This is a genomic window from Streptomyces sp. NPDC048496 (assembly GCF_043200055.1).
Classification (GTDB): domain Bacteria; phylum Actinomycetota; class Actinomycetes; order Streptomycetales; family Streptomycetaceae; genus Streptomyces.
On sequence record NZ_JBICXB010000011.1, the window covers coordinates 58,536 to 72,831 of the forward strand.

A 14,296-nucleotide genomic window follows, 5' to 3' on the forward strand; every position below is an offset into this window, starting at 1 on the left:
TGCGTCACCCCACAGAGGAGCCGGACCGGGGATTCGTTCCCCGGTCATCGCGACGTGTGGCGATTCATGGCGCGGGGGCCGGTGACAGCGGCACCCGGCCGTCGAACCAGAGCTCGGCATCGCCCACCCGGAGATCGAGAAGCCGGAGAAGCGGGCCCGGCTCGCCTTTCCGAGCCGGGCCGCCGCACACCGCTAGGAGATATCCAGAAACACCGGATTAGTGAGCGCCGCCAGTGCCCCCGGCAGCCCCGGCACCGTGACCGGGTGGCGGACCTCGGCGCGGACATAGGCGGCGTACATCGGGGTCGTACGCCACTCCACCGTGCCCGAGCCCGACTCCGGCAGAGGGGAGGTGAACAGCGTGCCCTGGTCCGTGACGAAGTGGGCGGTGCAGCCGGGCACCCCGGTGACCTCCAGCCGTACGGTGACCGGAGTGTCCGCGCCGGCCCGCAGCCGCTCACCGATCCCCGCGTGCCCGCCGCGCCCGTCCGATACGCCGAGGGAGAGGGTGACCGCGGACGACTCGGCGATGTACGAGTGCCCGGCCCGGATGCCCGCGAGGATCGCGTCGCGCGAGAGCTCCTCGGCGAGGACGACGGTCTGCGGCAGCCCCACCGTGTCCGGCTCGCGGTGTGCGTCGCTGTTGCCCATCGCCGGGATCCACGGCTTCGACGCGCGGACGGCCGCCACGAGGGAGTTGTCCCACTCGGCGAGCGCGATCTCGTCCTCCGGGGTGTACGGCCCGTTCCACACCTCCACCGCGTCCGCCTCGCCGAAGCCGAACTTCCAGTGGCAGCCGACGCAGGTGGCGTGCGGATGGGCGGGGACGACCAGGCCGCCCGCCCGGCGGACGGTCTTCGCGTAGTGCCCGAAGCGGTTGTCGCGGGCCCGGTAGCGCCAGTCGACGAAGGTGCCGGGGTCGGTGGAGAGCGCGAGCACATGACCGTTGCGCGTGGTGATCTCCTCGCCCGTCAGGATGAGCAGATCGTCGCCCCACAGCCCCTGCCAGGCGCTGTGCGCGGTGTGGGTGTTGTGCTCGCTGCTGTTGATGAAGTCGAGCCCGGCGGCGCGCGCGGCGGTGGCGATCTCGGCGGGGGTGCGCTTGCCGTCCGAGTGGACGGAGTGCAGATGGCAGTCTCCGCGGTACCAGGCGCGGCCGCGTCCTCCGGCGCGCTCGGGCGGGTACACGGGCGAAGGAGTGGTGCCGGCCTCGCCGAAACGGAGGGTGATCGTCACCTCGTACGGGAGACCCTTGGGTGCGACGGTGTACGGGCCCAGCGCGATGTGCCAGGTCCCGGCCCGCACCGGACCCGCGACATAGCCGGGTGTCGCCTCGTCCGCCCGGATGAAGAAGCCGGCGCGCGCCCCGCCGGACCAGCCCCGGAATCCGCGCCCGCCCTGTTCCGTGCCGCGCTCGTCGAAGATGCCGATGTCGAGGGCGTTGCCCGGGGTGCCGGCCGGGACGGGCGTCTTCACGTACGCGTACGAGACGGCGATCTCCCGTACGCCGCTGGGCACGTCGACCGGCAGATAGACGAAGTCCGGCGACCCGGTCGGCAGGGTGCCGCGCACGGTCTTCGTCAGGTCGGCCCGGTCCGTGCCTCCGTCCTTGCCGGGTGCGGCGTTCGTGAAGCTCACAGTGGGCAACGTTACGGACTCCCCCACGATGGGGAGTGGATCAGCAAGCAGAGTCGCAGGGCGTCGGGAGCCCAGTCCCTGTCGTGGGGGAGGACGTCAGGGCGGTGGCGGCGGTCCGGACGAGAAGGCCGCGCCTGCCGGGCAGGGCCGGGACGGTACCGCGGGCGGGGACCGCTCGGGTGATGTCCGGTGCGCACCTCCGGGAGGACGGGCGCGCCATGCCTCTCGGGGGTCGGTGATCGGGAATGATCGACAACCCCGGCCGGGCGGGCCCGCGCCCCCTTCCGCGGGCCCGCCCCCGGTGCAACCGTTCGCCCGGCATGCGCATCTTCCACTGTTGAAGATCGAAACGGTTCCGGGGAGTGGGGGGACGATGAACAGGCCATTGCGGCACATAGCCATCTTCTGTGGGCTGTTGGTGCTGGCCCTGCTGCTGCGGACGAACTGGCTTCAGTACTTCCAGCGCGAGGCGCTCTCCACCGACAAGCACAATCGCCGGGTGCAGATCGCCCAGTTCGCCACTCCGCGCGGCGACATCATCGTCGACGGCAAGGCGATCACCGGCTCCAAAGCGGTCGACGGCACGGACTTCAAGTACCAGCGGACCTTCAAGCAGGGCGCGATGTACGCCCCCGTCACCGGCTACGCCTCCCAGGCGCAGGGCATGTCCCTCCTGGAGAAGACGTACGACACCATCCTCAGCGGCCAGGACGACCGGTTCGCCTTCCGGCACGCCAAGGACATCCTCACCGGTGAGGAGCGCCGCGGCGGCGATGTGATCACCACCATCAACCCCAAGGCGCAGGAAGCCGGGTACAAGGGACTGACCGACCTCGGCGCCCGGGGCGCGGTCGTCGCGCTCGATCCGCGTACGGGCAAGGTCCTGGCGCTCGTCTCCACCCCCTCGTACGACCCGTCCGTCTTCGCCGGGAACACGTTCAAGGAGGGCGACCGGTTCCAGGCGCTCGTCGAGGACAAGAGCAAGCCGCTGGCCAACCGCCCACTGCGCGAGACCTTCCCGCCCGGCTCCACCTTCAAGATCCTCACAGCGGCCGCGGCCCTGGAGAACGGCGTGGTCACGGATGTCGACGCCGCGTCCGACGCGGTCTCCCCGTACCCCCTGCCGCTCTCCTCGAACAGGATCAGCAGTGAGGCGGGTGACGCCGTCTGCAACAAGGCGTCGATGAAGACCGCCATGCAGCACTCCTGCAACAACGTCTTCCTCGACGCGGCGTCCAAGGTCGGCGCGGACAAGATGCGCGAGACGGCGGAGAAGTTCGGTTTCAACTCCGATGTCTACTCGGACGAGTTCGGCGACATGCTCGCCACCAGGAGCCTCTACCCGACCGGCCTGGACAAGCCCGGAACCGCTCTGACCGGCATGGGCCAGGGCAGCCTCACCAGCACACCGATGCAGATGGCCATGGTGACCGCCGCCCTCGCCAACGACGGCAAGCTGATGCAGCCCTACCTCGTCGAAGAGCTGCGCGGCCCCGACGTGTCGTTGCTGGAGAAGCACGAGCCGAAGCTCAAGAGCCAGGCCGTGTCAGAGGGGACGGCGAAGAAGGTCCAGGAAATGATGGAGTTCACCGCGAAGGAAGGCAGCGCGCAGCGGGCCCTCATCGACGGCGTCACGGTCGGCGGCAAGACCGGCACGGCGCAGCGCGGAGTGAACGTGAAGGACAAGGTGCCGTACGGCTGGTTCGTCTCCTACGGCAAGAAGGCCGACGGGCAGTCGGTGGCGGTCGCGGTCTTCATCGACCCGACGGACATGGACATCTCCCGCACCGACATCTCGGGCGGCCGCCTCGGCGGCCCGATCGCGAAGCGCGTGATGCAGGCGGTGCTGGGCAAGTAGTCCCGCCTCCACCCTCCGACGGGGCTGTCGTGCTCCGCCCCAAGGATGTCCGGGGCGCCTCGCGGAGTGGGCCCGCCGGCACCCCGGCGGGAATGGGTATCTGTTCGGTGGAGTATCTGTGCGATCATCGCGTGGATTCTTTACGCATCACACACATGTGGTGTGCGCCTGGGGCCGCAGCGCGTTCGCGCGTCGTCCGTGAAGTCCCGCCGCGCACCCTTCACTTCACCGGTCCGGGGGAACGGAATGCCCAGCCGCCCACGTACGGCCGCGAGATCCGCGGCGTACACCGCCTTGCTGCTCGCCCTGTCGGTCCTGCTCTCGCTACTGATTCCCGCGGGCGCCGCCCAGGCGTACGCCCCCGCCGAGTACACCCTCGCCATCCGCCGCATCTCCGAGCCGGCCGGCTGCACCCACCCGGCGCTGAACGGATACAACTCCGGCCCCACCGCCGCCGACCCGTCCCACGGATGCCGGACCTTCACCGCCCCGGCCGCCGGACGCTACGACGCGTACGCGGTCCACGACGGCGTACGCTCCGCGCTCGCCGTGTACGACCGGGACGGAAGGACCGCCTGCGCCACCTGGGACGTCTGCACCCTCCCCGCCGCCGGTGACTACACCGTCTTCACCGACGCCCCCACCCTCGTCATCGACCACTCCGCCACCACCGGCTGCGAGCCGGTCGAACTCGGCGTGCACCGCTCCGAGTTCACCGTCGGCGGCGAGATCGACTGCCTGTCCCTGCCGCTTCCCGAGGGCGCCCGGCTGGCGGTGCTGGACGCCCTCTACCGTCCCGGGCCCCATCCGGACGTGACCCTCGTCGACGCCGACGGCATCCAGCGCTGCGACCCGTCCCGCCTCGCCGACGGGACCTGCGGACTCACCGGCAAGGCCCCGTTCCGGGCCCTGGTCTTCACCGACAGCTACTCGAAGCCGACCGGCCCGTACACCCTCGCCCTGCACCGCACCGACGCGGCGGCCGACTGCCCGGCCTTCCCGGCGGGCGACTTCACCGCGACCGGCCCCACCGCCCGCGTCACCACCGGCGACGGCGTCTTCTCGCGCTGCCTGAGCATCCCGGCGGACGACCACAGCACCCAGGAGAACATCCAGCTCCAGGTGGCGACCGGCGTCGCCGCCCAGTTCACCGTCCTGGACGTCCAGGGCAAGCAGATCTGCTCGGCCCGCGCCTCCGTCTCCACCTGGACGACCTGCGCGCTGACCCCGGGCGTCGCCCACACCGTGCTGGTCGCCGGCCGCGATGCCCCCGCCGAGTACGTCCTGGCCCGCCGCGACGTCACCGCGACCGCCAAGGGCTGCGCCGCGAACCCGGCGACGAAGCCCGGCGGCCCGTCCACCGGCGGCACCATGGGCGCGCCCGGCGAGCTGCGCTGCCGCCAGGTCACCACCGCCGACGCCAAGGACACCCTGCACATCAACGTCCGCGACCCGCTCGGCACCGCCAACGTGGTGGTGTACGGCGCCGACGGCACCGACCTGTGCAACAGGAACCAGGCGTGCGCCGTCACCGGCTCCACCCACTACCAGGTCCTGGTCACCGTCCCCGCGACGCTGAAGGCCCCCGACTCGTACCGCTTCGACGCCCTGCGCATCGCGGGCCCGGACGGACCGGCCGCCGAGTGCGAGAAGGTCGCGAGCATCGCGTACGGCTACGGCCCGGTCACCGGCACCCTCGACGAGGAGCACACCGCCGTCTGCGCCGCGCTGCCCACCGCGTACAGCGACCGCTTCACGATGGAGATCAGCGACACGACGGGCGCCACCGATACGGCGGTGCCCGCGCTGTACGACCCGAGCCTCGACAACGGCTGCACGTACTCCACCTCCAGCGGCTACTCGTGCAGGGTGATCGAGAGCATCTCCAGGGAGCTCACCCCGAGCATCCTGGTCCTCTCCCTGCCGGAGAAGGCCTCGCGGACCTCGTACAAGGCCGAGGCGGTCTGCCCGGGTTACTGCGGCATGGAGCGGGTGACCGTCACGAAGCTCACCCCGGCCACCGGCGTCTCCGGTACGAGGACGACGGTCACGGTCACCGGCACGGCCCTGCACAAGGACCACCGCCTCGTGCTGCGGAACTCCGGCCGGGAGATCACCGGGACCACGGTCTCCGTCTCGCCCGACCGCCGCACCCTGACCGCCGAGCTGGACCTGACCGGGGCGGCCGAGGGCGCCTGGAGTGCGAGCGTCATCACCCACAACGGCGGGGAGTACTCGCGGGGCGACTTCACCGTCACCTCGGCCCCGCTCCGCAACAGCGCACCGCCGACCATCGGCACCACCGCCCGCGTCGGCGACCGCCTCACCGCGGCCCCCGGCACCTGGGCCCCCGCCCCGACCTCGTACACGTACCAGTGGAACGCCGACGGGCAGCCGATCACCGGGGCCACCGCCGCCGCGTACACCGTCCCGGTCTCGCTGCTCGGCAAGAAGATCGGCGTCACCGTCACGGCCCACCGCACCGGCACGGCGGACGTCCCGGCCACCTCGGCGGCGCTCACGGTCGCCAAGGGCGCGGCGCCCAGGGTGACGACCACCCCGAACATCACCGGCACTGTGAAGGTCGGCGCCAAGCTGACCACCACGAGCGGAAGTTGGACGCTGCCCGCCACCTCCTACGGCTACCAGTGGAAGGCCGACGGCAAGGCCATCAACGGCGCGACGGCGTCGACGTACACCGTCCCGGCGTCGCTGCTCGGCAAGTACCTCACCGTCACCGTCACGGCCCACCGCACCGGCCACGCCGACGGTTCCGCGACGCCCGCCTCGGTGAAGATCGCCGCGGGCAGCGCACCGAAGGCCACCAAGGCGCCCACGATCTCCGGCACCGCGAAGGTGGGCCGCACCCTCAAGGCCGCCCACGGCACCTGGACGCCCGCCCCCACCTCGTACGCCTACCAGTGGTACGCGAACGGCAAGGCGATCACGGGAGCCACCAAGTCCTCGTTGACGCTCAAGTCCGCCCAGCGCGGCAAGAAGATCACCGTGAAGGTCACCGCCCGCCGCACGGGTCACACCAGCGGCTCGGCCACCAGCAAGGCGACGAAGGCGGTCGCCCGCTGACATCGGCGGTGGGATCGGAAGGGCCGGGCGCCTCACCTGTGGAGGTGCGCCCGGCCCTTTCGCGTACGGGTATGGTCCGCCTGCTGCTCCGCGATTGCCTCATGCAGGCGTGACGCTCAGATTTCGGACAGGAGCATCGGCAGTCTGCGCATGTCGTCGAAGACCACGGTGTCCTGGCCTTCCAGCCAGTGCGCGGGGGTCAGCCCACCGGCGTAGCCCAGCGACCGCATCCCGGCCGAACGGGCGGCCTGGACACCGTACTTGCTGTCCTCGACGACGACGCAGGCGGACGGCTCGACCCCCATCCGCCGGGCCGCGTGGAGAAAGAGATCGGGGGCGGGCTTGCCGCGTGCGACCTCACTGGCGATCGAGGAGGACAGGGGTGAGGCCGGGTGGGTCACGACCCTCCCCTCCTGGTGGCATTTCGGGCCGCTGCCGGTCAGCATGGGCCCATGCCCCTCGATCAAGGAGAACCCATGTCCATCGCGGTACTCGGAGCGACCGGAGGCCAGGGCGGCGCGGTGGCCGCCGCCCTGCTGGAGGCGGGGCGTGCCGTGTGCGCCGTGGTGCGTGATCCCGGCAGCGGGCGGGCCAGGGGCAGCGGACCGTCCGGGGGCGGAATTGACTGGTCCACCGGTCCCGGCGGCCGTAGCATCCGCCCATGATCGAGGACACGACAGAGGCTGTGACTGGGCGCGTTGCCGGGGAGGAATCGGAGGACAGGGACACGGGATCGCCCCGGGAGGTTTGCTGGCGGGGTAGGGGTGTCGCCTTCGCGCCGCTCGACGTCGACGACGCGGAGCTGGTCCATGTCTGGCGCGCCGACCCCGTGGCCGCCCACGAGGTCGGCATCTGGCCGCGTTCCCTCTCCGCCGTGCGCGAGCGCATCGAGCGTGACCGCGACGAGCACGACCGCGATGACTTCCTCGTCCTGCTCCCCGACGCCACGCCGATCGGACACATCGCCCTGACGGACCAGGACATGGTCGACGGCACAGCCGAGATCATGCTGATGCTGGACCCCGACCACCGGGGCCGGGGCTATGGCGCGGACGCCGTGGACGCGCTGGTCGACTTCGCGTTCGGTGAACTGCCCATGCACCGCGTCCAGGCTGTCACCCATACCACCAACACCGCGGCCCTCGGCGTCCTGGCCAGGGCTGGGTTCGTCCAGGAGGGGGTGCGCCGCTCCGCCTGCCTGCATCGGGGCCGACGGTACGACGTCGCGGTGCTTGCCCTGCTCCGGGGCGAGTGGCAGGCGCTCATTCGACCCCGGTCCTGGGACGCGCCTGCCACCGGCCGGTGACCCGAGTCAGGGTTGCCCTGGTGGTTCACTTTCGGGTGGCGTGATCTTTGCTGCTCTGTCCTTGGGGCCCATGGTCTGGGACCTACAGGACGGATCTCTGGCGGGCTCGACCGAAACAATGGCCCCGCTTGGCGGTCGCCGGCCGGTCGCCGGCGCAACGGGCCCGGCGGCAAGCGGGTGCCGTCGGACCCGGTCATGACGCCGCGGAGCACGTCAGGAGGCGAGTTTCTCCGCATGCGCCTTGATGCCCTTGAGGTAATCGGACTCGGGATAACTGCTCGCGGCGTGTTCGTACGCCGGATTGCCGTCGCTCCACTGGTCGACGGTCAGTTCGAGTTCCGTCGAGTCCCCGCGGGGTGTCAGCCGGTGGGCCATCCGGCAACTGGTCTCGGCATGCTTCTCGTTGTGCGCCGGTCCCGGATGCTGGATGTAGGTGAACTCCCTGAGCGGGTCGAACACGTCGATGTCGCCGTAGACCTGCACGATCCGTTCGCCATCGGGGCCGTAGCCGACGAAGTCCACGCGGCTGCCGACCGCGAAGGATGACTCGATCAGACAGCCGAAGAGCGTGGCCTTCGTCCCCTCGGACGTGGTCAGGGTGTCCCACACCTGCTGGGGACTCGCGGCGATCGTGACCGTGTAGCGCAGAGGCTTTGTCATGGGGGAAGGCTAGGACACGGCTCTGACAACGGGGCGCAAGCGGTTCGCTGACGCCCATGGGACATTCCGAACTCGTCGCCGGCGTCCGGCAGATGCACGACCAGGCTCCCTGTTCACGATGCGCGGTGACGGTTGCTCAGGCCTATTGACCACTGATGCAGTTGCTCTTATCGTTCTTCGATAACATCGATATTCGATACGAGGGGCGGTTGCTGGTGTCTGCTGAGGTACAGAGCTCCACGTCACATGAAGACCGTGCCGAGGCCAGGCTGCTGGAGCCGGTCGCCACTGTGGTCCGGGGCGTCTACCGGCTGTTTCTCGTGGGCCTCGTCGTGGGCGCCGTGAGACCCCTGGCCGGCACCAAGCTGGGCCTGATGTGGGGTGGTCCGTACGTATGTGCCGAGTCCCGCTCGGACTTCAGCACGGACGGGATCACCGGCATGTTCCGACCCCATGCAGGGGTCGAAGTCATGGCTCGTCCGTCGTACTGCACCGACCACGCCGACAGCGCCCAGCGGCTGTTCGACTTCCTCGGCAGCTTTCCGTCGTTGCTGCTGGTCCTGGGTATCCTGTTCCTGCTCAACCGCTTGATACAGGGCGCGTCCCGCGAGGGAGTCTTCACCGCACGGACCGTGAAGCACCTGCGGGTCGCAGGCTGGTGGCTGCTGCTCGGCTGCCTGGTCGCAGAGGTGGTGGAAGCCGGCGCGCACGCGGCGCTACTGGCGACCCTGACCCAGGACTACACCTTCGATACCTTCGATGTGGGAATCTGGCAGCCGCCCTACGCACTCGTTTTCACAGCTCTGGGCATCCTCACGTTCGCCCGCGTCCTGCGCGCCGGGGTGGCCATGCGGGAGGATCTGGAAGGGGCGGTGTGATGGCGCCGGACGACAACGACAGCCACGCGATCGAGGTCCATCTCGACCGCATGCTCAGCGAGCGCGGCATGACCCTCGCGGAACTCGCCTCCCGGGTCGGCGTGACCAACGTGAACCTGTCCATCCTGAAGAACGGCCGGGCCCGCGCGATCCGCTTCACCACGCTGACCCGCATCTGCGAGGTCCTCGACTGCCAGCCGGGCGACCTGCTCACGCACCGGAGCACCGAAGACGAGCGCGGCCGCCCACCGACAGCCCTCTGAGGCGGGCCGGGCCGACGCCGTGGGGCGTTTTCCCGCGAGCCATATGGCTGCCTGCTACTTCACACCGCTCGGTCGCTGACCCGTGCGATTGCCTACCCCTTGGAAGCGATCACCTGGGCAACGGGTGGGTGGGGATCGTCGGTCCGGCAGTCCCGGCAGCGGCCAGGGGTGGGTGAGCGGAAGGCTCGCTCGCAGCCGTCGCAGGTCTGGAAGGAAGCGTTCGGCGAGGACCTTGATGCCGACCTTCGCTCCGGCGGGCAGCGACTGGATGTGCAGGCCGAGCCCGATCGCGAGGAGCGAGAGCTCCCGGTGCTGGGCGAGATGGTTGCCGACGACGTGAAGCGGCTGGTGTGCCGGGAGTTGATGTGCACGACGCCGGACGACGGCGCGGCGCCCCCGGGTACGCGGGACGGGGCGTGCGAGGGCACGCTAATCTGCTGGGTATCCATCGGGAAGGGCCTAACTTCCTCGGTGGTCAGGCCCTCGATCGGGATTGCAGTCCCGGCCGGGGGCCGACGCATGTCTGTGGTTGTCGCGGCGAGCATATGCCAGCCAACCGGCTCGACATCCAGCCCAGTTGGCGAACCTCACCCATGTGAGTGACGGGCCGGGTGGGGTGAGGTTGGGTAGGTATTTCTCCCCGAACGTGCCGTCGATTGCGGGGTGTTCCTCACGATGAGTCGGCATTACCTGGATCTCCACAGTGCGCAGGCGCCCTGAGCATTGCCCCGTAGTGACGGGCTGTGCTCGTGTCACGCTCCGCATCATGAGCCGTCCACCAGTTTCTGTACCTCGGGCGGGAGGTCTGCGCCGGAGTAGACGGCGAAGAACGAGGCCTCCGCGGGTGTGTCCCCGACTGTGATGACCTCGTCGAGCTCGTCGTCGAAGGCGTTCTTCCAGTCGTCGCGGACGATCGACTCGCGGCCGTAGTCCATCGCGATCAGGCAGGCGTCGGGGAAAGTTGGACAAAAGTGGTCACCAATTAACCAAAGTGACGGACGTCGCTCCGACGAGCACCCCGGTAGGACCGATGAGCGCGATATGGTCCGCCCGACCCGTGCACATCGGGCGACGTCTGATGTACTGGACGACGTGTCCATGCAGCCCGAAGCGCCCGATTTCACCTCGCTCCTGCGCCCCGTCGTACGCGAGTCCTCGGTCAGCGAGGTGGCCAAGCGGCTCCTCGACCACCTCTCCGCGGGCAACCTGAAGCCAGGCACCCGACTGCCCGCCGAACGGCAGCTCGCCGAGGCGCTCGGCGTCGCCCGGTCCAGCGTCCGGGGCGCACTCTCCGCACTGGACGTGCTCGGCATCATCGAGATCCGGCCGGGCTCGGGGTCGTACGTGCGCGGCGGCACGTCGGAGTTCCTGCCGCGGACCATCAACTGGGGCCTGATGCTCGGTCAGCGCCGTACGCAGGACCTCGTGGAGGTCCGTACGTTCATGGAGGGCATGTCCGCACGCCTCGCCGCGGAACGGGCGGAGCCGGCGGACGTCGAACGTCTCGAAGGGCATCTGGCGCGGATGCGGGAGGCGGGGACGGACGTCAAGGCGTTCATCGACGCCGACGTCGCGTTCCACCTGGAGACCGCGAACATCGCCCGTAACACGGTGCTGAGCGACATCCTGCACTCCATCCGGGCGCTGCTCCAGGTCTGGATGGAGCGGGCGGGCGACATCGAGGGCACGGTGAGCGGGACGCTGCATGAGCACGGGGCGGTGCTGGATGCGATCCGGGCGGGGGATCCCGAGGAGGCGGATGCGGCGATGACCGAACACATGCGGTTGGCGAGCGACCGCCTGAACCTGTCGCTCCGCGCGGACCGGCCGGAGTAGTCCGGCCACCGATGCCCGTCCGGGTGGTCACCGGCCACCGATGCCCGGCTGGGTGGGCGGCCCAGCCTGGATGGGCGTCGACCCACGCGGGGTGGGCGCCGGCCCACGCTGGATGGGCGCCGTCGCCCGTAGCAGGTGACGGGGTGGAGGCCCGGGCCCGGGGCAGGGGCATCGCTCGTATGCTCGGTTCATGACCGATCCTCAGCGCGGACGCCCGACCACCAACTCCATGCGGCGCGCGCTCAAACGGGCCCGTGACGGTGTCGCCCTCGATGTGACCGAGGCCGCCGTCCTGCTCCAGGCACGCGGCGACGATCTGACGGACCTTGCCACGTCCGCCGCCCGGGTGCGCGACGCCGGCCTCGAAGCCGCCGGTCGGCCAGGTGTCATCACGTACTCCCGCAAGGTCTTCATCCCGCTGACCCGGCTCTGCCGCGACAAGTGCCACTACTGCACCTTCGTCACTGTCCCCGGCAAGCTCCGCAAGGCCGGGCACGGGATGTTCCTGTCACCCGACGAAGTGCTGGACATCGCCCGCAAGGGCGCGGCCATGGGCTGCAAGGAAGCACTGTTCACGCTCGGCGACCGCCCCGAGGACCGCTGGCCCGAGGCACAGGAGTGGCTGGAGGCGGAGGGATACGACGACACCCTCGCGTACGTACGCGCCATGGCGATCCGGGTCCTGGAGGAAACCGGCCTCCTCCCGCATCTCAACCCGGGCGTGCTGACCTGGACCGACCTCCAGCGGCTCAAGCCCGTCGCCCCCTCGATGGGCATGATGCTGGAGACGACGGCCACCCGCCTGTGGTCCGAGCCGGGCGGCCCGCACCACGGCTCCCCGGACAAGGAACCGGCCGTCCGCCTCCGCGTCCTCGAAGACGCGGGCCGGTCCAACGTTCCGTTCACGACCGGCATCCTGATCGGGATCGGCGAGTCGTACGAGGAGCGCGCCGACTCCCTCTTCGAGCTGCGCAAGACCGCCCGCGCCTACCACGGCATCCAGGAGGTCATCGTCCAGAACTTCCGCGCCAAGCCGGACACGGCGATGCGCGGGATGCCGGACGCCGAACTGGAGGAGCTGGCCGCCGCCATTGCCGTGGCCCGGCACATCCTCGGCCCCTCCGCGCGCATCCAGGCCCCGCCGAACCTCGTCGACGCGGAGTACGCACTGCTCATCGGCGCTGGGATCGACGACTGGGGCGGCGTCTCGCCGCTCACCCCCGACCATGTGAACCCCGAGCGTCCATGGCCGCACATCGACGAACTCGCCGCGAAGACCGCCGAGGCGGGCTTCGAGCTCCGTGAACGCCTCACCATCTACCCGGAGTTCATCCAGCGCGGCGAGCCCTGGCTCGACCCCCGCCTCCTCCCGCACGTCCGCGCCCTCGCCGACCCGGAGACGGGCCTCGCGAAGGAGGGCGCGATCCCCGCCGGCCTGCCCTGGCAGGAGCCGGACGAGGAGTTCGGCGCCTCCGGCCGCACCGACCTGCACCGCACCATCGACACGGAGGGCCGCACCGGCGACCGCCGCGACGACTTCGACGAGGTGTACGGGGACTGGGAGGCCCTGCGCGAGGCGGCGGCCCCCGGCATGGTCCCGTCCCGCATCGACGCCGACGTACGCCAGGCGCTCGGCCAGGCCGCCGACGACCCGACGAAGCTCACCGACGACCAGGCCCTCGCCCTGCTCCACGCGGAAGGCCCGGCGCTCGACGAACTGTGCCGGATCGCGGACACTCTGCGCCGGGACGTGGTCGGAGACGACGTCACGTACATCGTCACCAGGAACATCAACTTCACCAACGTCTGCTACACCGGCTGCCGCTTCTGCGCCTTCGCCCAGCGGCGCACCGATGCCGACGCGTACACCCTCTCCCTGGACCAGGTCGCTGACCGGGCCGCGCAGGCGTGGGACGTCGGGGCCGTCGAGGTCTGCATGCAGGGCGGCATCCACCCGGACCTGCCCGGCACGGCGTACTTCGACATCGCGCGGGCGGTGAAGGAGCGCGTCCCCGGCATGCACGTACACGCCTTCTCGCCGATGGAGGTCGTCAACGGCGCGACCCGCACCGGCATGTCCATCCGCGACTGGCTGATCGCCGCGAAGGAGGCCGGGCTCGACTCGATCCCGGGCACGGCGGCGGAGATCCTGGACGACGAGGTCCGCTGGGTCCTCACCAAGGGGAAGCTGCCGACGGCGACCTGGCTGGAAGTCATCAGGACGGCCCACGAGGTGGGTCTGCGCTCCTCCTCCACCATGATGTACGGCCATGTCGACCAGCCCCGCCACTGGCTCGGCCACCTCCGGACCCTGGCCAACCTCCAGCAGGAGAGCGGCGGTTTCACCGAGTTCGTGACGCTGCCGTTCATTCACACCAACGCCCCGGTCTACCTGGCAGGCATCGCCCGCCCCGGCCCGACCGACCGCGACAACCGCGCCGTCACCGCCATGGCCCGGCTGCTGCTCCACCCGCACATCACCAACATCCAGACCAGCTGGGTGAAGCTCGGCACGGAGGGTGCGGCCGAAATGCTGCGCTCGGGCGCCAACGACCTGGGCGGCACGCTGATGGAGGAGACCATCTCCCGGATGGCGGGCTCCAGTTACGGCTCGTACCGCTCCGTCCAGGATCTCGTCGCGATCGCGGAACTCGCGGGCCGTCCGGCGAAGCCGCGTACGACGCTGTACGGCGACGTGCCGCAGGAGCGGGTGGCGGCGGCTGCCGCGTCCGACGGACACCTTCCGGAGCTGCTGCCGGTGCTGCCGGACTGA

The 14,296-nt window shown here is 70.3% G+C and carries 10 protein-coding genes and 3 pseudogenes; 8 read left to right on the top strand and 5 right to left on the bottom strand.

All coding sequences use genetic code 11. The features are described from left to right. Positions 1 to 192 precede the first annotated feature (192 nt). The gene (locus ACGFSA_RS14125; RefSeq protein ID WP_393304032.1) at positions 193 to 1,713 is read right to left on the bottom strand and encodes a CehA/McbA family metallohydrolase; all 1,521 of its coding nucleotides are present in this window, start codon (positions 1,711 to 1,713) and stop codon (positions 193 to 195) included. 298 nt (positions 1,714 to 2,011) lie between these two features. On the opposite strand from ACGFSA_RS14125, the gene ACGFSA_RS14130 reads away from it, so the two are divergent. Both ACGFSA_RS14130 and ACGFSA_RS14135 read left to right on the top strand, forming a co-directional pair. Beyond that, positions 2,012 to 3,496 (top strand): peptidoglycan D,D-transpeptidase FtsI family protein, encoded by a 1,485-nt coding sequence (locus ACGFSA_RS14130; RefSeq protein ID WP_393303868.1) that lies wholly within the window; start codon positions 2,012 to 2,014, stop codon positions 3,494 to 3,496. 246 nt (positions 3,497 to 3,742) lie between these two features. Further along, complete coding sequence (locus ACGFSA_RS14135; protein WP_393303870.1) at positions 3,743 to 6,580, top strand: hypothetical protein; 2,838 nt, start codon at positions 3,743 to 3,745, stop codon at positions 6,578 to 6,580. A gap of 116 nt (positions 6,581 to 6,696) precedes the next feature. Here the strand turns inward: ACGFSA_RS14135 and ACGFSA_RS14140 are convergent. Further along, positions 6,697 to 6,945: pseudogene (locus ACGFSA_RS14140) on the bottom strand (HAD family hydrolase); the annotation flags it as partial. A gap of 111 nt (positions 6,946 to 7,056) precedes the next feature. Between ACGFSA_RS14140 and ACGFSA_RS14145 the strand changes: the two are divergent. Beyond that, a complete protein-coding gene (locus tag ACGFSA_RS14145) occupies positions 7,057 to 7,245 on the top strand; it encodes an NmrA family NAD(P)-binding protein (RefSeq protein WP_393303872.1) in 189 nt (62 codons plus the stop codon). Then, the gene (locus tag ACGFSA_RS14150; RefSeq protein ID WP_393303874.1) at positions 7,242 to 7,886 is read left to right on the top strand and encodes a GNAT family N-acetyltransferase; all 645 of its coding nucleotides are present in this window, start codon (positions 7,242 to 7,244) and stop codon (positions 7,884 to 7,886) included. The genes ACGFSA_RS14145 and ACGFSA_RS14150 overlap by 4 nt, the downstream gene beginning before the upstream one ends. 213 nt (positions 7,887 to 8,099) lie before the next feature. Here the strand turns inward: ACGFSA_RS14150 and ACGFSA_RS14155 are convergent, their stop codons facing one another. Further along, positions 8,100 to 8,546 (bottom strand): SRPBCC domain-containing protein, encoded by a 447-nt coding sequence (locus ACGFSA_RS14155; RefSeq protein WP_393303876.1) that lies wholly within the window; start codon positions 8,544 to 8,546, stop codon positions 8,100 to 8,102. Between the two features lie 215 nt (positions 8,547 to 8,761). Here ACGFSA_RS14155 and ACGFSA_RS14160 point away from each other — a divergent pair, with 215 nt between their 5' ends. Together ACGFSA_RS14160 and ACGFSA_RS14165 are read left to right on the top strand one after the other, a co-directional pair. Then, positions 8,762 to 9,424, top strand: a complete 663-nt coding sequence (locus tag ACGFSA_RS14160) for a DUF2975 domain-containing protein (protein ID WP_393303878.1) — start codon at positions 8,762 to 8,764, stop codon at positions 9,422 to 9,424. Then, positions 9,424 to 9,687 carry a helix-turn-helix domain-containing protein gene (locus ACGFSA_RS14165; RefSeq protein ID WP_393303880.1) on the top strand — a complete coding sequence of 88 codons (264 nt, stop codon included), beginning with the start codon at positions 9,424 to 9,426 and terminating at the stop codon, positions 9,685 to 9,687. Before ACGFSA_RS14160 ends, ACGFSA_RS14165 begins: the two co-directional genes overlap by 1 nt. A gap of 180 nt (positions 9,688 to 9,867) precedes the next feature. On the opposite strand, the pseudogene ACGFSA_RS14170 reads toward ACGFSA_RS14165, so the two are convergent. Beyond that, positions 9,868 to 10,136, bottom strand: a pseudogene (locus tag ACGFSA_RS14170) (helix-turn-helix domain-containing protein); the annotation flags it as partial. Positions 10,137 to 10,451: 315 nt separating this feature from the next. Continuing rightward, positions 10,452 to 10,646 (bottom strand): annotated as a pseudogene (locus tag ACGFSA_RS14175) (phosphogluconate dehydrogenase C-terminal domain-containing protein); the annotation flags it as partial. Positions 10,647 to 10,785: 139 nt separating this feature from the next. Here ACGFSA_RS14175 and ACGFSA_RS14180 point away from each other — a divergent pair. Further along, positions 10,786 to 11,523: a FadR/GntR family transcriptional regulator gene (locus ACGFSA_RS14180; RefSeq protein WP_393304034.1), complete on the top strand. Its 738-nt coding sequence runs from the start codon at positions 10,786 to 10,788 to the stop codon at positions 11,521 to 11,523. A gap of 190 nt (positions 11,524 to 11,713) precedes the next feature. Next, complete coding sequence (locus ACGFSA_RS14185; RefSeq protein ID WP_393303882.1) at positions 11,714 to 14,296, top strand: bifunctional FO biosynthesis protein CofGH; 2,583 nt, start codon at positions 11,714 to 11,716, stop codon at positions 14,294 to 14,296.

Coding starts and splice junctions, on each gene's coding strand:
- ACGFSA_RS14150 (WP_393303874.1), top strand. CDS start 7,242: ATGATCGAGGACACGACAGAGGCTGTGACTGGGCGCGTTGCCGGGGAG.
- ACGFSA_RS14135 (WP_393303870.1), top strand. CDS start 3,743: ATGCCCAGCCGCCCACGTACGGCCGCGAGATCCGCGGCGTACACCGCC.
- ACGFSA_RS14165 (WP_393303880.1), top strand. CDS start 9,424: ATGGCGCCGGACGACAACGACAGCCACGCGATCGAGGTCCATCTCGAC.
- ACGFSA_RS14180 (WP_393304034.1), top strand. CDS start 10,786: ATGCAGCCCGAAGCGCCCGATTTCACCTCGCTCCTGCGCCCCGTCGTA.
- ACGFSA_RS14185 (WP_393303882.1), top strand. CDS start 11,714: ATGACCGATCCTCAGCGCGGACGCCCGACCACCAACTCCATGCGGCGC.
- ACGFSA_RS14155 (WP_393303876.1), bottom strand. CDS start 8,546: ATGACAAAGCCTCTGCGCTACACGGTCACGATCGCCGCGAGTCCCCAG.
- ACGFSA_RS14145 (WP_393303872.1), top strand. CDS start 7,057: ATGTCCATCGCGGTACTCGGAGCGACCGGAGGCCAGGGCGGCGCGGTG.
- ACGFSA_RS14130 (WP_393303868.1), top strand. CDS start 2,012: ATGAACAGGCCATTGCGGCACATAGCCATCTTCTGTGGGCTGTTGGTG.